The sequence below is a fragment of the Mesorhizobium erdmanii genome (genome assembly GCF_013170725.1).
In the GTDB taxonomy this organism is placed as follows: Bacteria; Pseudomonadota; Alphaproteobacteria; order Rhizobiales; family Rhizobiaceae; genus Mesorhizobium; species Mesorhizobium erdmanii.
Window position 1 is genome coordinate 5751859 of the sequence record NZ_CP033361.1, and the last position, 18827, is coordinate 5770685.

Below are 18827 nucleotides of genomic sequence, written 5' to 3' on the forward strand. Positions count from 1 at the left end.
GGTCAGCTGTGGCGGGGCAAGGTTATGGTCACCACAAGGCCGGGATCGGCATTGGTCAGTGTCAGGCGTCCGCCATAGGCTTCGACGATGTCTGAAACGATGGCGAGGCCGAGCCCGTGACTGCCGCCCTTGCTGTCCAGCTGCACGCCGCGCGACAACGCAGCCTCCCTATCCACATCGGGGATGCCCGGCCCATCATCGGTGACCGCGATGGACAGATCGCCTTCGGTTGCCCATGCCTTGACCTGGACCGAGGATCTTGCGAAGCGTGCCGCGTTCTCCACAAGATTGCCCAATATCTCCGACAAGTCGCCTTCATCGACAGGTGCCAGAAGTTCCGCCGCAATGTCGATCCGGAACACGAGCTGTTTGCCGGTTGGGGTGCGCCTGACGACGGCGATGACGCCAGCGGCGACCTCCCTGGCCAGGCACGATGCCTTGCTGGATACGCCGGGAGCCAAACGAGCCCGGGCCAGTTCCCGCTCGACGTGGCGACGGATCGCCCCCGCACTCTTCTCGATATCGTCGGCGAGCTCGGTCTCGCCCTTCTTGCGCAAGGTCCGAATGTCCGCTGACAGCACCTGCAGCGGCGTCTTAAGTCCGTGTGCCAGGTCAGTGGCGCGGCCTCGCGCTCGTGCGAGAGCCTTCTCCTGCGCATCGAGAAGGCGGTTTATTTCGTCGGCAAGCGGCTGCACCTCGCTTGGGGCCGCCACGTCAAGCCGCGCCGTTCGCTGGGCGATCACGTGTCGGACGGCGACCCTCAGGTTTTCCAGGGGCGCGAGACCAACGGTGATCTGGATGAAGAAAGCCGCCATGAGGGCCGCGGCGAGCATGATAAGCGCCGGCGCGAGATCCCAGACGTATTCGTTCACCGACAGCTCCACGCTGCGATGGTCTTCCGCCACGATAGCGCGAAAGGACCGGCCATCGGCATCGGTGATGGTGCGCTCGACAGCAATGGTGAGTTCGCCGCCCGGACCTTTGAGCTCCTCAATCTTTTTCAATTCGCCGCTGTCGACCAGTTGCGGCAATGTCAGCGTTGCGTCCCACAACGAACGCGAACGGACCAGATTGTGGCTGGCCAGATCTTCCACCTGCCAATAGTGCCCGGACAGTGGATTGATGAAGCGCGGGTCGGTGAGGTTCGAAACGACCAAGAGCCGGCCATCGGCCGCGAAACTGACAGAGCCAATCAATTCGTTGAGATCGACGGTCAGCTCACTGACAACGCGCCGTTCTACATTCAGTTCGAACAGATAGCGCAGGCCAAACCCCGCGATGGCAAGGGCGACAAGGATCGAGATGGCTGCAGCCGACCAGAGCCTGAAGCGGATCGAATTGCCCATCATGAAGGCGCGTCGGGCATGAAGTATCCGAACCCGCGCCGTGTCTCGATGACATCGTTGCCGAGCTTGCGGCGCAGCCGCCCGACGATGACCTCGATTGCGTTGGGATCGCGATCATTACCGGAATCGTACAGATGTTCCGCGAGTTCGGTCGGCGCCACCACCCGCCCGGCATGGTGCATCAGGAAAGCCATCAGCCGATATTCAAGCGGCGACAAGGCGACGGGAACGCCACGCAACGAAATACGCATCTGGCGCGTGTCCAGCACCAACGGCCCGGATATCAGCACGGGCGCCGCCTGACCGGCTGAGCGGCGCAGAATCGCGCGCAGCCGCGCCAGCAGCTCTTCCATTTCGAAGGGCTTGGGCAAGTAGTCGTCGGCGCCGGCATTGATGCCCTCGACGCGCTCGGTCCACAGACCTCGCGCGGTCAGGATCAGTACGGGAAAGCGTCGTCCGTTGGCCCGCCAACGTTTCAGCACGGTCAAGCCATCGAGTTTTGGCAATCCAAGATCCAGGATCGCCGCATCATAGTTCTCTACATCACCTGCGAACCAGGCGGCCTCCCCATCGCGTACAACATCGACAGCCATGCCGGCCGCCTTGAGGACGGCCGTGATGTCGCCGGCGATACGAGATTCATCCTCGGCGAGGAGAACCTTCATCAGTCGCCTCCCCCGCTGCGCATCAGCACCCCGGCGCCGGCATCCACATCGACGATCCTGCGATGTCCATCGGCGACAACGATCTGGAACCGATAGACCCACCTGTCGGCGATCCGGATAAAATCCACGGCCACAATGTCGCCGGGGGCGGCGGAATGGACCAGGTCCAGGATGGATGAAAGTCCCTTTATTTCGCCACGTTCATAGAGGTCGCGCGCCCGATCATGATCGCCGTCATCGTCGACATCGGCGCGGGCGGTAAGCGGGCCGGCAAGGAAGAGCCCGTAGAAACCCAGTATCGCGAGGCACTTCAGAGCGGGCTTCATCCAGGAACCGCGTGCGCCAGTGTAAGCCGCAAGACGCCGCCTAAACCGCACCGGCGCCGCCCAAACGGCCATCACGAGCCACTTTTTCCCAGCAGCATTCGCCTCAGCACATCGTCCTTCCAGACATAATGATGCCAAAGCGCGGCAGCTGCATGCAATCCCGCAAGGATAAGGATCAGATCGGCACAAAGACTATGCAGTCTCCTTATGAAACCGGCGATCGCGCGGTCGGCGGAAACAGGAGCCGGGATGGTGAAGAGCCCGAAAAAACTCAAGGCATCGCCCCGATACCAGGTCAGAATGATACCGAGAACGGGAATTGCCACCAGCAGCGCGTAGAGCAGAAGATGCGCAATCTTGGCCGCCCATCGTTCAAGCTGTGACATTTCCGGCGGCAGGCCCGGCGTGCCCAGTGCCAGCCGCAGGCCGACGCGAATGACAACCAGCGCGAAAAGCAGCAACCCGAATGAAATGTGAAGCCACCACACGGCTGCGCGGCCGGGATCACCACGTGGGAAGATATCGGCAACGTAGGTAAGGCCGTAAAGCCCGATGACCAGCACAAACACAACCCAGTGAATGGCTTTCTGAGAGCTGGCATAGGCGGGATTCATTCGAGGATTCCAGTTTGAACTTTTCAGCAGCGGTCCGGTTGAAGCGTGATCTGGCTGATCAACATCGGTCGGAGCGTGCCTGCGAGAACGACGTCTTCGGCAGCGTGAACAATTTCCGTCACCCGGGCAAGACCAGGTTTCGCATGATGAAAAAACATTGGATCATCGAACCTGTCAGGACGCTGACAATTCTGGCGCGCCGATGGCGCCCGGGCTACGACAAGGGCGTCCACGTCATTGTCATCTTCCGCGCACCAGAAGACTTTGCGCTAGCGCAAGGCGCCAGCGATCTTTCGGCCCTATTTACCGGGCCGACTTCTTTTGCGTGGGCGCGATCGAGGCAACCGGAGAACAGGCATGGCAGGCAAACCCGAAAATGAAGGCGCTGAAGCATGGCGCTTTGCACTTTCCTTTCTGGTCGACCGCGAGCGCAGCAAGGCGGCGAGGAAGGAATTTTGGGAACAAGGCCAAGATGTATGCGGAAGGATTCTGGACGAGATCGGTCTGTCGCGACGTGAGTTCGATGACGCCATGCGGCTGCCTTACGCGTCGGAAGACCTGCTTGTGTCCGCGATGCGTTCAGCAGGCATTGATCCTGACAGCTTTCAGTCGCTACAGGCGGCGCGCGCTGGCATGTCGCGCATCTGCATCACCTGCCCGCATCGTCGGGAATGCCACGACCACCTGTCCGCCTTCGATTTCGAAAGCCACTATCAGGATTTCTGCCCCAACAGCCTGAGTTTTGCAAAGCTCCTAAAGGACTGACGTTCCTATCCTGCCCCGGACGACATGCACTCCCGGGCGACATGCACTCGAGACAGCACCGATCAGGCATCTACCTGTGATTTACCCTTGCCCGCTCCAGTCCGTCGCCGGCTTGCCACTCTCGACCGTTGCTTGCTCTTTGTGCCAGCGCAACGAAACGCAGGCATAACGGGCGCAGGGTATCCGCCTTGGGGCGCGGACGAGAAGCCATGGAACCTAAATTCAGCGACGATGCCACAATGGACGAAATCATGAGGATGTCGCCTGCGGCCATCCGTATCGTGCTCCGGCACGGCATGCTTTGCGTCGGCTGTCCGATAGCTTCGTTCCATACGATTTCGGACGCGGCACGCGAGCACGATCTCAACGAGCAGCAACTGAACCAGGATTTGCAAGACGCCCTGGTCGGCAAGGACTAGCTCTTGCGCGCCCTGCCTTCGGCGATCAAAAGGAGCTGGTGCGGCGCGACCACGGTCACTTTCTGGCGGCCGCCCTTTACGAAGTTAAGATCCTCCCAGGCCGACAACAACCGGCTTACCGTGAACAGGGTCGTTCCTGTCATCTCGGCTATGTTCTGACGCGTAATCGGGAAGTCGATCAGAATGCCTTCCTCCGTCTTCTTGCCTGCCTGATTGACCAGTTTAAGCAATGCATGAGCGACACGCTGTTCGACCTGTTCGGTGGCCAATTCGATAACGCGCGAGTGCGCCTCTTGGAGCCTGCTGCCTACGACCTTGTAGGTGTTGGCGCCAAAACTGGGATAATCGGCAGCGAAAGCCGGCCACAATCGGCTTGGCCAGGCAAGAGCCACGCAATCGACGGCAGCCATGGCATTCGCCGGATAGGTGGTTCTGCCCAGCGCGTGGGCAATTCCCATCAATTCGCCGGGACTGATGTACCGCACCGTCACCTCCTGACCGTCCGGGGTCGATTTCACGACCCGTACATGACCGTCGAGCAACAGGAAGAACGAATGCGCTTCCTGCTCCTGTTCGAACACCGGCTGGTCCCTGGCGATCCGAAGCGATCTCGCCTGGCCAACGATACGGTCGAGGTCCGTGGGGGACAGTCCCTCAAAGACCGGGAGCCCCGAAATCAGCGAGGGATCAAGGCTACCCAAGGTTATGTCCTTCTGAATTTGTCCGCGGGCAAGGCAGCCTTTGCCACCTGGCTGCCGACTGTCTCATGGCTGACTGGCAAACAGCAAGATGGCAATAGGTTTTCAAGATATCGAAGTTGTTTGCGCAGGGGCAAGTTCGGAATGCCCGGCCTGGCCTAAAAGGCCTTTCGTGGCAGCTGCGGAAAGGTCCTATTCCTGTTGCCGAAATTCTTGCTTCAGGGGAAGTCATGGCAGTTCCACGCACGCGTCCAGGCAAATATCCGGCGGTTCTCTCCAACGGGTTCCGGCCGTTCTTCCTGCTGGGCGCGCTGTTTGGCGGGGCCGCGATTCTTGTCTGGCTGCCTTTGTACTACGGCAAACTCAAAACCTTCAGCGTCTTCTTGCCAGTGGACTGGCATGTCCACGAATTGCTGTTCGGCTATCTGGCTGCCGTCATCACGGGCTTTCTGCTGACTGCAATACCAAACTGGACGGGCCGGCTGCCTTTGCAGGGGCTGCCTTTGCTGGCGCTGGTGTTGCTGTGGTGCGCGGGGCGGGTCGTCGTCTTCTGTTCTTCGCAGACTGGCTGGCTGCTTGCCGCCCTTGTCGATTGCGGCTTTCTTCTTGCAGTCGTCGTTGCCGCCGCGACGGAAATCGTCGCCGGCAGAAACTGGCGCAATCTCAAGGTGCTGCTGCCTGTGACAGCACTGCTGGCGGCAAACATCATGTTTCACATCGAGGCACATTCTCAAGGGGTGACGGATATCAGCCGCCGCCTCGGCCTCGCCGCCGCGGTTGTCCTAGTCATGGTCATCGGTGGCCGGATCATTCCATCCTTCACCCGCAACTGGCTGGCGCGAGAGAGACCTGGGCGCTTGCCAGTTCCGTTCAGCAGGTTCGACGGAATAACGATCCTGTCCTCGGCATTCGGATTGGTTGCCTGGAGTCTTTCCAGGCAACCCCAGCACTGGGACAATTCTGATCGCAGCGGCACTTCTCAATGTCATCAGGCTTGGCCGCTGGGCTGGAGACCGTTCGTTGCGCGATCCTCTGGTCCTGATCCTTCACCTGTCCTTTGCTTTCGTTCCGATCGGCCTGTTCGTGAGCGGCCTCGCCGTTCTTCTTCCAGGACAGGTTCCTGCTGCCGCCGGCATCCATGCGTTCGGCGTTGGGACGTTGGCTTGCATGACGCTTTCTGTCATGTCGCGCGCCACGTTAGGCCACACCGGCCGCGAATTGCGGGCGGATACAGGCACATGTTTGATGTTCGCAGCAGTCCTGTTCGCGGCGATACTGCGAATAGCCGCGGCTTTTGAACCGGCGGCCGTATCGCTTCTGCATATGGCGGCGGCGCTCTGGGTTATTGCGTTCTTCGGCTATGTGGTTCTGTTCGGGCGAATGCTCGTTCGGCCGCGTTTGCAGGCGCGTCGCCCAGCGAATTCCGTCTGATGAAAGGCGGCCGGCATCCGCCACCGTTCATTATTGCCGGTGTCCGAGATTATTCGCTGGCCAATTTGCGCCAGCGCAAATCGCAATATCAGGACACGGACTAGAAGGGGGCAACGGTAAGTGCCGTGGACAACCCTAGAAAGGATACCCCAAATGAAACTGCCCCTGATCGCCGCGGCCGTTGCGCTGCTTTCCCTCGCTGGTGCGGCAAATGCCGAAGAACACGTCGTGCAGATGCTGAACAAGGGCGAGAAGGGTTCAATGGTCTTTCAGCCTGCCTTTGTTCGCGCAGCACCCGGCGACACGATCAAATTCGTACCGACCGATAAGACCCATAACGCCGAGTCCATCAAGGACATGATCCCCGATGGCGCCGAACCCTTCAAGGGAAAGCCGAGCGAAGAAATCACCGTGACCCTCACCAAGGAGGGTTTCTATGGCGTCAAGTGCGCTCCCCACTATGGTATGGGCATGGTCGCGCTCATCCTGGTCGGCAAGCCCGTCAACCTGGACGCAGCGCAAGCGGTCAAGCAGATCGGCAAGGCCAAGCCAGTGTTCGCCGAACTGTTCGCCGAAGCAAGCAAGGCAGTGTCCAACTGAAGATGTCTGCGCCACAGACACCCCTCCGTCCCGGCGATGTCCGGAGGGGAAGGCCGGGCGGACCTGGGGAGAGGTCCAGCCCGGCCTCTTTCGTTCCAATGCCCCCGACAATGACTGGCAGCCTCCGTGCGAAGGCAGTATTCAACGAAGAAAAAATCACCTGTCACGTCCGGTTTGCGTTAGCGCAAAGAACATCTTGATCCATGCGCCTACACAGTAAGCATCAACGGCCCGAAACGAAGGAGATTAAGATGCTTACCAGACGTGAAGCTTTGTTGGGATCTGTTCTTACGGCTGCTGCCGTTGCCACCCTAAGTGCAATGCCGGCAGCAGCGAGTGCGAAGGACGTCGCCGGCCTGCCACGCGAAAAGGTCACGCTGGTGGCGCCGCCTTTCGTCCATGCCCATGAGCAGGTCGCCAAGGGCGGGCCGAAGGTGGTCGAATTCACGATGACAATCGAAGAAAAGCCGATCGTCATCGACGCCGACGGCACGCAGTTGAACGCGATGACCTACAACGGGTCAATTCCAGGCCCGCTGATGGTGGTGCATGAAGGCGACTACATCGAGCTCACCCTCATCAACCCCGATACGAATACGCTTGCTCATAACATCGATTTCCACGCGGCGACCGGCGCGCTCGGCGGCGGCGGACTGACGCTGATCAATCCTGGCGAGCAGGTCACGCTGCGCTTCAAGGCCACCCGGCCAGGCACGTTCGTCTATCATTGCGCGCCCGGCGGCGCGATGATCCCGTGGCATGTCGTGTCGGGCATGAGTGGAGCAGTCATGGTGCTGCCGCGCGACGGGCTGAAAGACGACAAAGGCAAGTCGATCCACTATGACCGCATCTACTATGTAGGCGAAAACGACTTCTACATCCCGCGCGACGAACAGGGGAAATTCAAGAAGTATGACTCGGCCGGCGACAACTATGACGACACCGTGAAAGTGATGCGCGGGTTGATCCCCACCCATGTCGTGTTCAACGGCAAGGCGGGATCGCTCACCGGCGAGCATGCAATGAAGGCCAAGGTTGGGGAAACGATCCTCATCGTGCATTCCCAGGCCAACCGCGACACTCGTCCCCACCTGATTGGTGGTCATGGTGACTTCGTCTGGGAACAGGGCAAATTTGCCAATCCCCCGGCCAAGGATCTCGAAACATGGTTCATCCGTGGTGGGTCGGCGGGCGCGGCGCTCTACACGTTCCTGCAGCCCGGCGTCTACGCCTATGTCAACCACAATCTGATCGAGGCGGTTGAACTGGGCGCTACAGCCCACTTCACGGTCGACGGCGGCACCTGGAACGACGACTTGATGACCCAGGTTGCAGCGCCGAAAGCGATCGCTTCCTGAAACAGGACAGAAGAGGATGCAGCCCCACGGGGTTGCATCCATCACCGGATCTTACCTTCATGTCCTTTGATCCTGTCTTCACATTCGGCGTCATCGGAGCCGCCGCGCTGATCGGCCTAGGCATAGCCAACGAGGTCGGCAGCCCGGCGTCGCCATTATCTCCTCCGGTATCCGCAGTGCTGCAGCCTGGCGCATTCGACCACCCCATGCCCGGCGAATTCCTGCGGGACAATCATCCCGTCGTGGCGCCGGTCATGCGAAAGACTATCGATACGCCGTTGGAAATCATGAAGTATCAGGTGAGCGTGGCGGACTATGCGCGCTGCGTTGGCGACGGCGCCTGCAAACCGGCCGATATGCGCAGGGTTGGCGACGTTCCGGTCACTGGCGTTAGTCACATTGACGCCGAAGCCTATGCAAAGTGGCTGTCAGAACGCACCGGTGAAACCTGGCGACTGCCGACGGACCTCGAATGGGCCTATGCGGCCGGCGAACGTTTCCGGGGCGACATAGAGGGAAACGCAAGCGACCCGAACAACCCGGCACAGCGTTGGCTTGACCAGTATCGCAAGGAAACTTCGCTCGGGCGCTTGCCCGATCCGGAGCCCAGGGCACAAGGGGCGTTCGGGATCAACTCAAAGGGATTGGCCGACATTGCGGGTAATGTATGGGAATGGACATCCACCTGCTACGTCCACACGACAATCGCCAGCGACGGCACACAGGCGGAGGATTCCATTGAAAATTGCGGCGTACACGCCGTGGAAGGTTTCCATCGCACCTACATGTCGAACTTCATCCGGGACGGCAAGAGCGGTGGTTGCGCGGTCGGGACCCCACCTGACAATCTGGGTTTCCGGCTCGTCCACGAACGATCGGGGATGTTACGGTCCGCTCTTCGCGAGTTGGGCATCTCGTAACCGCGGAGAGCATGGATGACTTTCAATTCCGCACCAATCGAGCGGGTGGTTCCTGTCGCGGAAGAGCCTTTGGATCATGCCGGCGTCGATCGGCAATCGATAGACAAACTGGTTCGAGAATTTTATGCCAGGGTCAGGAACGACGAGCGCCTGGGGCCGATATTCGACCGTGAGATAAGCAGCGACTGGAAGCCCCACCTGGAAAAGATGACGGACTTCTGGTGTTCCGTCATCCTCAAGAGTGGTGACTACCACGGACGGCCGGTGCCGGCACACACCAAGCTGCAGGGCGTCACCGAAGCGGATTTCGAAATCTGGCAAGCCCTGTTTGCCACGACGGCGGCGGAGTTGTTCGCTCCCGACACGGCAGCAGTGTTTGTCGCGCGAGCCGAGCGCATCGCCAAAAGCTTGAGGTTGGCGATGTTCTTTCGCCTCGGGCCTCCTGATGTGGGACAACGCCACCCAGGCGACGGTGCCCTGTGAGGATCGAACTCCAGCGATCGCCATCTGCCAGCCTCAGAGGCTGTGGATCGCCCTCGACAGGGCCATGCGGACATCCATTGCAGAGCGATCTGAAGCGGCTACCGAGGGCAACGGGTCTACAGCGAGGACCTTGACCGCGCTGTCACCGCTTTCAGACAGCAACACGTTGCACCAGACAGGAATAGCCACTCCATTTCGCGACTCGAACAGGACTTGGGGATTAGACACGCCAAGCACCTTGAAGCCACCCGTTCTGGAACCGTCCTGTGCACGTTTCTGGCTTCTCATCCCGACAGACTGAACCACCTGGAAGCCGTGATCGGCCAATTTCTTGCTGACATAGGGGACGGCTTCGGCCAAGGACATACGGATCATCTTGCTGACGCCAGTGGACATGAGATGGTGTGCTCCCGCGCATGTCTGACGGGTTTCTCACGCAAGTATGCCGTTTCGCATTGATCTGGCGCAATCTTCGCGTCCCTGCTGGAGAACAAGGCCTCTGGGCGCGTCCGTGTGCACTTGCGCGCAGCTCAAGCCACATAGCGCTTCTCCGCCGGATCGTCGGGATAGGCGGCTCTTACATCAAGAAACTCGTCGAACGCCGCCAGCAGCGCCCTCACGCATCGCGGATCAAACTGCGTTCCTGATTGTTCCTGGATATAGCCAAAGGCACGCTCGATCGGCCACGCCGCCTTGTATGGGCGCTCCGAGGTGAGCGCGTCGAAGACGTCGGCAATAGCGGCAATACGCCCAACAAGCGGAATGGACTCGCCTTCCAACCCGTTTGGATACCCTGTACCGTCCCAACGTTCGTGATGCGTTTCGGCGATTTGCGCGGCAAGCTGCAGCAACGCGCATGTCGACCCAGCCAGGATGGCGGCGCCGATCCGCGTGTGCTCGTTCATCCGCAGCTTTTCAAGGGTGCTGAGTTGTTCCTGCTTCAAAAGGATGGCATCGGAAATGCCGACCTTGCCGATGTCGTGCATTGGCGCCGCGAGAAGGATGTCGCGGCATTGCTCGGCGGAGAAGCCGAGATGGCTGGCCAGGACGGAGGCGTAGTGGGCCATCCTGATCGTGTGCATGGCGGTTTCCCGGTCTTTGTAGCCGGCAGCCAGCGTCAGGCGCTTGATGATTTCTTCTTCGCGGTCGCGCAGCTCCTGCGTGGCCTTTTCCACCTCGATTTTCAGCCACTCAGCCCGATGAACAAGTTGTCTTTGCGCCTCACACAGCCTGACCAGGTTCCTCATACGGGCCTGGAATTCCACCGGTTCTATGGGTTTGTGCAGAAATTCGGTGGCGCCGGCATGGATCGCCTCGATGCGCGTGGCGGCATCGCCATCGGCGGTCACCATGACGAACGGCGTGTCGGCAAACCGCTGTTCGAGCCGGATGCGCTCGATGAGCTCGGTGCCGTTGATGCCCGGCATCTGGTAGTCGACGATGCCGAGATCGAACGACATCGTGGCTAAATCGCGCAACACGTCGACCGGCGCTGAATAGCTGATGGCCAAACAGTTCGCGATCTGGCCGACCAGCATTTCCATCAGCATGCGGTTTGTCCGATTGTCTTCGACGATCAGGATCTTGATGGCGTCATTGTCCATTGCTCAGGCCGCCCTGCTTTCGCTGCGCTCGATGCGCGCCATTTCCCGCGCGATTTCCTCGGTTAATTCGGCATCCAATGGGTGCGCATGTCCCTGCTCCGCCATGGCCGCAAGGGATGTCAGCCCGATATTGGCTGCCGCGCCCTTGAGCGAATGGAACGTTCTTTCAGCAAGGCTCCGGTCGCCCGTCGACAGGGCGCGGTGCAGGTCCGAGAGAAGGGTGGCGGAGTCTTCCAGGAACGAATCCATCAGACGGTAAAACGCATCCTTTCCAAGAATTGCTATCAATCCGCCGGCCCGCGGGTCTGCCGGAGCGCTGTTCCCTCCAGTTTCATCGCCCCGCGTATCGACGGGCGAGGCGGATCCGGCCAATCCGTCCAGCACGTGCTCGAGCCGCGCCAGAGTGATCGGCTTGGCCTCAAACCCATTCATGCCGGCCGCGATACAGCGCTTGCGATCTTCATCGGAGGCGTTCGCCGTCATGGCTATGATTGGTACGCCGTTGCCTGTCGCCCTGATAGCCCGCGTGGCTTCGATGCCATCCATCACCGGCATCTGCATGTCCATAAAGACGAGGCCGAACCGTCGTTCGCCCGCCAGCCGCACGCCTTCGCGGCCATCGACGGCCAGGGTGACGCGCTGCCCCAGCAATTCAAGAAATTGCCGCGCCACCTCGCGGTTTATCGGATTGTCCTCGACGACCAAGATGTCGAACGAAGGAAGAGCGACCGACTGTGGTTCCAAGACAGTCGGTGGCGCGCTGCGCCTGGCCGGCACCTCGAACCAGAAGCTTGATCCAACCCCCGCGGTGCTTTCGACGCCGATAGCGCCGCCGAGCCCTTCGACAACTTTCTTGCAGATTGCGAGGCCAAGTCCGGTGCCTCCGAAGCGCCTGCTGATCGTGCCATCGACCTGGCTGAAGGGCACGAACAGACGGTGACGCGATTCCGATGGGATGCCGATACCGGTGTCGGATACCTGGAAGCGTAGCCATCTCCCGTCCTGGCTTTCGGCCACGCTGAGGCGTATCAGGCCATTTTCGGTAAACTTGACGGCGTTGCTCAATAGGTTGAGCAGCACGCGCCGCAGCCGCGTCGGATCGCCGACATACCATCCTGAATGGTCGACACAGCCATTCGAGATGTCGATACGATCATGCTGCTGCCCCGCCCTGCCCTCCATGACGCTGGCGACGTCGCGCAGCATTGCGGGCGCATCGAAGGGGACGCTCTCGGCGGCGAGATCGCCGTGTTCGATCTTGGCGAAGTCGAGTATCTCGTTGATGACCTCCAGCAAGGCCTCGCCCGAACTCGTGATGATGCGCACGCTCTCTCGGTCGCGGGAGGCGAGTTGCGAACGTGATAGCAACTCAGACATGCCGAGGATCGCGTTGAGTGGTGTTCGAATTTCATGTCCGATCGTGGCCATGAACTCCGACTTTGCGCGATTGCCGGTCTCCGCCGCGTGGTAGGCCGTCGACAATTCGTTGGCCGTGGCTTCAAGCTGCCGGCTGGTGACCTGAACGATCCGCAGTTGTCGCATCAGGTTCAGAATCAAGAGCCCGATCGAGCAGCCGAGGGCCAGAACGACGATGGCGGATAGTTGCTGCAGACGCATGACCTCGTCGCGCGCATCGGCGCGGGCGGCAGAAACGGAGGCGTTGGTGAAACTGAGCAGGGACTCGGTGATGCTCAGCAGGCCGCCAAGCGTTTCCGAGGCGGCGACCAGGGTGGCATGATCGACCGACTGGCCAGCGGCAATCCGGTTGAAAGCGGGTTCAAGACCTACGACGGCAGCTCGCACCTGTACACGCGCGCCGCGGAAGGTGTCACTGGTTTCGAAGAAAGACGCATATTTGGAATTGTCGAGGATCGAGAGGCGCGAATAAAGGATATCGTAACGCAGACTGAGCGCCTTGAGTTCATCGGGGTTGACGGTGCTCTTGCCGGCCAGCCTGTCGGTCGCGTATGCAAGGGTTCGGCTTTCTCGGTCGAGTTGATAGACCGCCCAAAGTGCATCTTCGCGAATGCCATCCTGAAGGGTGTTCTGCCGGGTCGCCAAATGCGCGAATGCCGCCCCCAGTGCAACCATCAAGCCGATGGAGACCGCGATCAGATAGCGGGTTGCCTTGCCGGCGTTGTGTACCGCCTCACGGCTCTCGATCAGTTCGGGCTTCAATCGACGACCTCGATTTCCTTGATCTGCCAAACCGAGCGCGAGAAGTATTTTTCATTGTAGAGTTCGTGATTCTTGTCGAAGGGGTAGATCATGAAGAGCGGACCCTTGTCGCGAACCGACATCGGCTTCCCATTCATCTTCACGGCAAGGATCGTCTCGTAATCTGTCGCGTCACCGATCGGCACATCAGCCGAATAGTCGTTGAGGGCCTTGATCCTCAATGTCTTGCCATGGGCGCCAGCGGCCTCCAGGATGGCTTTCAGATAAGGTCCGTCGAACTCCGTGGCGCCGTTCGTCCACGGCGTTTCCATGATAGCCTGTCGGCCAGCGAGCGCCTGCAGCATCGCCAGGTCGAACGTCGCTGTATGCGCTTTGTTGGTGTTCTGGATATCGCCGGTAATCGTTAGAACAACGTCGCCCTCTGGCGCTTTGAGGGATGCGCTCATGGCATGGGAAACCGGAAGCGCGCATAGCAGCGCTGCCGCAATCAGGAATTTCATGGAAATTGCCTTTCGGAAGCCGGCGCGATTGGCGTCAGCGGCACGGGACGCAACGATGGCGTCGCAATTGTGCAAAAGTCGTCGCAACCGCCGGCCTGATACCGGCGCGGAAGAATGGCATCATGCCTTCGCCTGGAGGCGATCGTCCGAGTTAAGCACCGTTCTAAAGGTGATAGATTGCAATTCCGTAAAGTCCGGTCGAAGCATTTGCCGCAACGCGTTTTCGCTACCGGGCAATAGGCGCGAGCAGATTTCTGCCGCTCGGCTGGTCCACGACTGTCTCTTTGCCATCTTAACGCGCATAAGCCCTTTGGAAATGGCGAGCTCTTCGAGCCTTCTCGGCAAAAACGTCACAACTCAAACAGCCAGCGAATGCTTGCCCGCGCCATTCTCGAGATACTTGTCGAATTTCGATGCCACCACCCTGACAAGCGGGCGGCCATCAACCGGAACGATGAAATGATCGCCTTCGAGCACAAGCAGCGCGTCAGAGGCATTCGCCATGCGGCTTGCCGTGAGCAGCAGTTTCTGCCCGGCGTCGCCAAAGCGTTCGACGAGGTCGAGCGCCGAGAATGCAAATTCGCACATCAGTCGCTCGATGATCCAGCTTCTGGCAAGGTCATCGAGACTGAACGCGATGCCGCGCGCTGTCGCCAACTGTCCTGAACCCACGACTTTTTCATATTCGCCCGTGGCAACGATATTCTGCGCATAGCCTTGACGGAACTTGCTGATCGCCGAGGGACCAAGGCCGATAAGGGTGTCGCAAGCGTCTTCGGTATAACCTTGAAAGTTGCGCCGGATCTTGCCCGCGCGGGCCGAGATGGCAAGCGTATCGTCGGGCCTGGCGAAATGATCGAGGCCGACTGCTTGATAGCCGCAATCCAGGATCATCCCTGCAGCGCGTTGCGATTGCGCCAGGCGCTCGTCTGAATTGGGCAACCATGCCTCATCGATCATCGTCTGGTGTTTCTTGAACCAAGGGACATGCGCATAGCCAAACAGCGCAATCCTGTCCGGTCGCAGACTAAGCGCCTGGTTGACGGTCGCGGCGACACTGTCCAGAGTCTGGTGCGGCAGACCGTAGAGCAGATCGAGGTTGACCGACTTGACGCCGCGCGCGCGCACTGCGTCGACTACACCCTTTGTCACCTCGAAGCTCTGTTCGCGGTTGATGGCTTTCTGCACTTTGGGATCGAAATCCTGCACCCCGAGGCTCGCCCTTGTCATGCCCATCCTGGCGAAAGCGTCAAGGCGGCCCTCGTCCATGTCGTTCGGGTCGATTTCGACACTAAGGCTGGCATCATCAAGAAAGTCGAACCGATCTCGCAGGGCTCTTCCCAAGGCCACGATGTCGTCTGGTTTCAGCATTGTCGGCGAGCCACCGCCCAGATGAACGGCGCGCACTCGACATCGACCGCGCACAATAGCGCCTACCGTGTGAATCTCCTGGTGAAGAGCCGGCAGGAAGGTCGCTACCGGGGCATAATGCCGTGTCTGTTTGGTGTGGCAGGCGCAGAACCAGCATAGCCTGTCGCAAAAAGGTATATGCAGATAGAGCGAGATCTCTTCATTGCTTTCAAGCGCTTCCATCCAGCCGCGGACTGAAATGGCGTCGATGCCGGAGTGAAAGTGCGGAGCGGTTGGATAACTGGTGTATCGGGGCACGGTCTCGGCGATGTTCGCAAGAGGCGTCGAGCGTGCTTGAATGGTGGCGGCTGTAGCTTGCATGGGCGGCAATCTGCCCGGCTCTCAGGGGCGAAGCCTTGATTTCAATCAAGCGAAGCACGGACAAACTGCCGCAACCGCATCACGCGCCAGTGATGATATCTTGACCCATTATAAACTCAGGCGACATCAGGCGACATCATGTCCATCCGACAGGACGTTCACAGTTCTGGCATCCCCGTGCTTTGCCAGTCCTGCGAAGCCCGGCACCGCGGCGTCTGCGGCGCCCTTGACGCAGACCAGCTTGTCGGACTCGCCAAGACCTCTTCGAAACACCAGGTCGAGGCGGGTGTCGAACTGGTCGGTGATGCAGAGACCGTCGGCAGCTATTCTAACGTGCTCTCCGGCGTGGTGAAACTGACCAAAAGCCTTTCCGATGGACGCCAGCAGGTTGTCGGCCTGCAATTTGCGCCGGACTTCCTTGGGCGGCCGTTCAAGGCCGAGAGCGAGATCAATGCGGAGGCGGCAACACCCGTTGCACTTTGTTCATTCCCCAAGACCGTCATTGAACGGATGATGAAGGAGTCGCCCGGGCTCGAGCATCGGCTGCTCAAGCAGGCGCTGAATGAACTCGACGAAGCACGCGACTGGATTGTGATGCTGGGCCGCAAGAGCGCCTCGGAGAAAGTTGCAAGCTTCCTTGTATTGATTGCCAGGAACATCGATCCCGCGGCGAATGCCTCTGCTCCGTCAGCAAGCTTCGACTTGCCGCTGACGCGTTCCGACATCGGCGATTTCCTCGGCCTCACGACCGAGACCGTGAGCCGTCAGCTGACCCGATTGCGCGCCGAGCGCGTGATCAGGATCGAGAACAACCGGCATGTGATTGTCGATGACATGAAGCGCCTGGAGCAGCGCTGCGGCGACTGAGATTCACCGACTGGTCGGTTTGCCCGTGTCAAAAGCCCGCGTTTGAGGATCAGCGAAAATGACGCGCGGCATGACATGCTCGTGCTCGAACGCGACGTGCCGCCGCAAGCTCTCAAAAAAACCGCGAAGCATAAATCCCAGAGCTTCGGCATTCTCGACCGGACGACCGTGCCCGATCCCTAAAAGCTGTTCTGTCACTTCGTCCGCGAAGCATTCATCCTCTATGTGTTCGGTACGGAGACGTCTTATGGAAGCGAAATCGGCTTCCTGCAAAGTCAAGGCGTCTTCATATACAGGAAAAATGACCGTTTCCTCGAACAAGTGGGTGTCGCGAAGCAGAGGAACGATGCTGTTTGCCGTGACAAGGCAATTGAAGCGATCGACGTTGGGCAATGCATCGGCGATGCTCTCCAGTGCTTTGCACAGGCGCAGCTTTTCCCCATGCAAGCGCTGCATCGTCGCAATCGACGCACCCTGAACGCCCTTCCCTTTAGCCTTGGTGGGTTCTCCGCGGCGGACGCGGAGCGACGACACGTGCGGCGGTTTCCTCTTCAAACGCAGCCTCCCGATTTCACGAAGCTTCACGCTGAGCGAAGCAAAACCATCCGGCTTTGATTTGGATCAAGGCGAGCCGAGAGCGGCTGCGGAATTCATGCCCCGCGGATTTGGCGTCCGTCAGGATTCGAAATCGGGGACTTGCGATGAAGTTTGGCACAGAGATCGTCTTACTAGGCCTATTTGCGTTTGCCGCCTTTGTGGCCGCGGGCTTCGGGGTCGATGAACCTTTCCGCCAGCACATGTGGGTGCTGTTCCTGGTGCTGCTCGGCTTCACGGCCATCTTGTTGCGCAATTCGAATTTCAAGCCGGCCGCGCCGATCGACCCTTCCGCTTACATGGATGGACCAATCCGGTACGGGACGATAGCAACGGTTTTCTGGGGCGTCGTCGGCATGTCGGTTGGCGTTGTCGTCGCGTTACAGCTTGCCTATCCGCAGCTCAACATCCAGCCTTGGTTCAACTTCGGCCGCCTGCGGCCGGTTCACACCTCCGGTGTCGTGTTCGCCTTTGGCGGCAACGCCCTGCTTTGCACATCCCTCTATGTCGTGCAGCGGACCTGTCGCGCGCGTTTGTTCGGCGGCAATCTGGCCTGGTTCGTTTTCTGGGGCTACCAGCTATTCATCGTGATGGCGGCGACCGGCTATCTGCTGGGCATTACCGAAAGCCGGGAATACGCTGAGCCCGAATGGTATGTCGACATCTGGCTGACCATCGTCTGGGTCGCTTACCTGATCCTTTTCCTTGGCACCATCCTGAAGCGCAAGGAACCACACATCTACGTCGCCAACTGGTTCTACCTGTCCTTCATCATCACAGTGGCGATGCTGCATGTCGTCAACAACCTGTCGATGCCGGCCTCGTTCCTCGGCTCCAAGAGCTACTCGGCCTTCTCGGGCGTCCAGGACGCGTTGATCCAGTGGTGGTACGGCCACAACGCGGTCGGCTTCTTCCTCACTGCCGGCTTCCTCGGCATGATGTACTACTTCGTTCCCAAGCAGGCGAACCGGCCGGTCTATTCCTACCGCCTGTCTATCATCCATTTCTGGGCGCTGATCTTCCTCTATATCTGGGCTGGGCCGCATCATCTTCACTACACCGCCCTGCCCGACTGGGCACAGACGCTGGGCATGGTGTTTTCGATCATGCTCTGGATGCCTTCGTGGGGCGGTATGATCAACGGCCTGATGACGCTGTCGGGCGCCTGGGACAAGATCCGCACCGATCCGATCATCCGCATGATGGTCGCTGCCATCGCCTTCTACGGCATGTCGACCTTCGAAGGCCCGATGATGTCGATCAAGACCGTCAACTCGCTGTCGCATTACACCGACTGGACAATCGGCCATGTCCATTCCGGCGCCCTCGGCTGGGTTGGCATGATCACGTTCGGCGCGATCTACTACATGGTACCGAAGCTCTGGAACCGCGAGCGGCTCTACTCCCTGCGACTTGTGACCTGGCACTTCTGGCTGGCGACGCTCGGGATCGTCGTCTACGCCGCCGTAATGTGGGTGTCCGGCATCATGCAGGGCCTGATGTGGCGCGAGTACGACGAGCAGGGTTTCCTTGTCTATTCCTTCGCCGAGAGCGTCGCGGCCATGCACCCCTACTATGTCATGCGCGCCGCGGGAGGCGCGATGTATCTCGCCGGCACCCTGATCATGGCATGGAACGTCACCATGACCATCCGCGGCCATCAGCGCCAAGAACAGCCGATGCCGGGCGCCGCGCCCGCCCTCCAGCCTGCCGAATAAGGAGCCAGAC

The 18827-nt window shown here is 59.8% G+C and carries 21 protein-coding genes and 1 pseudogene; 11 read left to right on the forward strand and 11 right to left on the reverse strand.

Features of this window, described 5'->3' with window-relative positions; translation table 11 throughout:
- Positions 1-2: 2 nt before the first annotated feature.
- The 4 genes from EB233_RS27760 to EB233_RS27775 all read right to left on the reverse strand — a co-directional run bounded on the left by EB233_RS27760 (position 3) and on the right by EB233_RS27775 (position 2951).
- Positions 3-1349 carry a sensor histidine kinase gene (locus EB233_RS27760; RefSeq protein ID WP_064989184.1) on the reverse strand — a complete coding sequence of 449 codons (1347 nt, stop codon included), beginning with the start codon at positions 1347-1349 and terminating at the stop codon, positions 3-5.
- Complete coding sequence (locus tag EB233_RS27765; protein WP_064989183.1) at positions 1346-2011, reverse strand: response regulator transcription factor; 666 nt, start codon at positions 2009-2011, stop codon at positions 1346-1348. Before EB233_RS27765 ends, EB233_RS27760 begins: the two co-directional genes overlap by 4 nt.
- Positions 2011-2337 (reverse strand): PepSY domain-containing protein, encoded by a 327-nt coding sequence (locus tag EB233_RS27770; RefSeq protein ID WP_064989182.1) that lies wholly within the window; start codon positions 2335-2337, stop codon positions 2011-2013. Before EB233_RS27770 ends, EB233_RS27765 begins: the two co-directional genes overlap by 1 nt.
- Positions 2338-2408: 71 nt before the next feature.
- The gene (locus EB233_RS27775) at positions 2409-2951 is read right to left on the reverse strand and encodes a cytochrome b (protein ID WP_064989181.1); all 543 of its coding nucleotides are present in this window, start codon (positions 2949-2951) and stop codon (positions 2409-2411) included.
- Between the two features lie 14 nt (positions 2952-2965).
- Between EB233_RS27775 and EB233_RS27780 the strand changes: the two genes are divergently transcribed.
- The 3 genes from EB233_RS27780 (at position 2966) to EB233_RS27790 (ending at position 4135) form a co-directional block, all read left to right on the forward strand.
- The gene (locus EB233_RS27780) at positions 2966-3331 is read left to right on the forward strand and encodes a hypothetical protein (protein WP_155765333.1); all 366 of its coding nucleotides are present in this window, start codon (positions 2966-2968) and stop codon (positions 3329-3331) included.
- Entirely contained in the window at positions 3309-3716 is a 408-nt protein-coding gene (locus EB233_RS27785) for a hypothetical protein (protein WP_064989180.1), read from the forward strand. Before EB233_RS27780 ends, EB233_RS27785 begins: the two co-directional genes overlap by 23 nt.
- 239 nt (positions 3717-3955) lie before the next feature.
- Positions 3956-4135, forward strand: a complete 180-nt coding sequence (locus tag EB233_RS27790; protein ID WP_425487719.1) for a DUF1858 domain-containing protein — start codon at positions 3956-3958, stop codon at positions 4133-4135.
- Here the strand turns inward: EB233_RS27790 and EB233_RS27795 are convergent.
- The gene (locus EB233_RS27795; protein ID WP_064989178.1) at positions 4132-4836 is read right to left on the reverse strand and encodes a Crp/Fnr family transcriptional regulator; all 705 of its coding nucleotides are present in this window, start codon (positions 4834-4836) and stop codon (positions 4132-4134) included. The two genes, EB233_RS27790 and EB233_RS27795, sit on opposite strands and share 4 nt — an antisense overlap.
- A gap of 227 nt (positions 4837-5063) precedes the next feature.
- On the opposite strand from EB233_RS27795, the pseudogene EB233_RS32280 reads away from it, so the two are divergent.
- The 6 genes and pseudogenes from EB233_RS32280 to EB233_RS27820 all read left to right on the forward strand — a co-directional run.
- Positions 5064-5714: pseudogene (locus EB233_RS32280) on the forward strand (NnrS family protein); the annotation flags it as partial.
- Positions 5715-5751: 37 nt separating this feature from the next.
- Positions 5752-6264, forward strand: a complete 513-nt coding sequence (locus tag EB233_RS32285; protein WP_343064841.1) for an NnrS family protein — start codon at positions 5752-5754, stop codon at positions 6262-6264.
- Positions 6265-6417: 153 nt separating this feature from the next.
- On the forward strand, positions 6418-6864 hold the full coding sequence (locus EB233_RS27805) for a pseudoazurin (RefSeq protein ID WP_027056232.1): 447 nt from the start codon (positions 6418-6420) through the stop codon (positions 6862-6864).
- Between the two features lie 251 nt (positions 6865-7115).
- Positions 7116-8222 carry a copper-containing nitrite reductase gene (gene nirK / locus EB233_RS27810; protein ID WP_064989177.1) on the forward strand — a complete coding sequence of 369 codons (1107 nt, stop codon included), beginning with the start codon at positions 7116-7118 and terminating at the stop codon, positions 8220-8222.
- A gap of 59 nt (positions 8223-8281) precedes the next feature.
- Positions 8282-9142, forward strand: a complete 861-nt coding sequence (locus EB233_RS27815; RefSeq protein ID WP_064989176.1) for an SUMF1/EgtB/PvdO family nonheme iron enzyme — start codon at positions 8282-8284, stop codon at positions 9140-9142.
- A 15-nt stretch (positions 9143-9157) separates the two neighbouring features.
- The gene (locus tag EB233_RS27820; protein ID WP_171892268.1) at positions 9158-9625 is read left to right on the forward strand and encodes a group III truncated hemoglobin; all 468 of its coding nucleotides are present in this window, start codon (positions 9158-9160) and stop codon (positions 9623-9625) included.
- A gap of 33 nt (positions 9626-9658) precedes the next feature.
- Here EB233_RS27820 and EB233_RS27825 read toward each other — a convergent pair whose 3' ends face one another.
- From EB233_RS27825 to hemN, 5 genes are all read right to left on the reverse strand, one after another.
- On the reverse strand, positions 9659-10021 hold the full coding sequence (locus EB233_RS27825) for a DUF302 domain-containing protein (RefSeq protein WP_064989175.1): 363 nt from the start codon (positions 10019-10021) through the stop codon (positions 9659-9661).
- 134 nt (positions 10022-10155) lie between these two features.
- Positions 10156-11175 carry an HD-GYP domain-containing protein gene (locus EB233_RS27830; RefSeq protein WP_244277647.1) on the reverse strand — a complete coding sequence of 340 codons (1020 nt, stop codon included), beginning with the start codon at positions 11173-11175 and terminating at the stop codon, positions 10156-10158.
- 57 nt (positions 11176-11232) lie between these two features.
- Positions 11233-13407: an ATP-binding protein gene (locus EB233_RS27835; protein ID WP_064989173.1), complete on the reverse strand. Its 2175-nt coding sequence runs from the start codon at positions 13405-13407 to the stop codon at positions 11233-11235.
- The gene (locus tag EB233_RS27840; RefSeq protein ID WP_064989270.1) at positions 13404-13907 is read right to left on the reverse strand and encodes a putative pterin-binding protein; all 504 of its coding nucleotides are present in this window, start codon (positions 13905-13907) and stop codon (positions 13404-13406) included. The genes EB233_RS27835 and EB233_RS27840 overlap by 4 nt, the downstream gene beginning before the upstream one ends.
- A 357-nt stretch (positions 13908-14264) precedes the next feature.
- On the reverse strand, positions 14265-15638 hold the full coding sequence (hemN, locus tag EB233_RS27845; RefSeq protein WP_064989171.1) for an oxygen-independent coproporphyrinogen III oxidase: 1374 nt from the start codon (positions 15636-15638) through the stop codon (positions 14265-14267).
- A 138-nt stretch (positions 15639-15776) separates the two neighbouring features.
- On the opposite strand from hemN, the gene EB233_RS27850 reads away from it, so the two are divergent.
- Positions 15777-16505 (forward strand): Crp/Fnr family transcriptional regulator, encoded by a 729-nt coding sequence (locus EB233_RS27850; RefSeq protein ID WP_064989170.1) that lies wholly within the window; start codon positions 15777-15779, stop codon positions 16503-16505.
- Between the two features lie 3 nt (positions 16506-16508).
- Here the strand turns inward: EB233_RS27850 and EB233_RS27855 are convergent, their stop codons facing one another.
- Positions 16509-16961 (reverse strand): hemerythrin domain-containing protein, encoded by a 453-nt coding sequence (locus EB233_RS27855; protein WP_051355511.1) that lies wholly within the window; start codon positions 16959-16961, stop codon positions 16509-16511.
- A gap of 245 nt (positions 16962-17206) precedes the next feature.
- Between EB233_RS27855 and ccoN the strand changes: the two genes are divergently transcribed.
- Positions 17207-18817, forward strand: coding sequence for a cytochrome-c oxidase, cbb3-type subunit I (gene ccoN / locus EB233_RS27860; RefSeq protein ID WP_064989169.1), 1611 nt, complete (start codon positions 17207-17209; stop codon positions 18815-18817).
- The last annotated feature ends 10 nt before the right edge of the window (positions 18818-18827 follow it).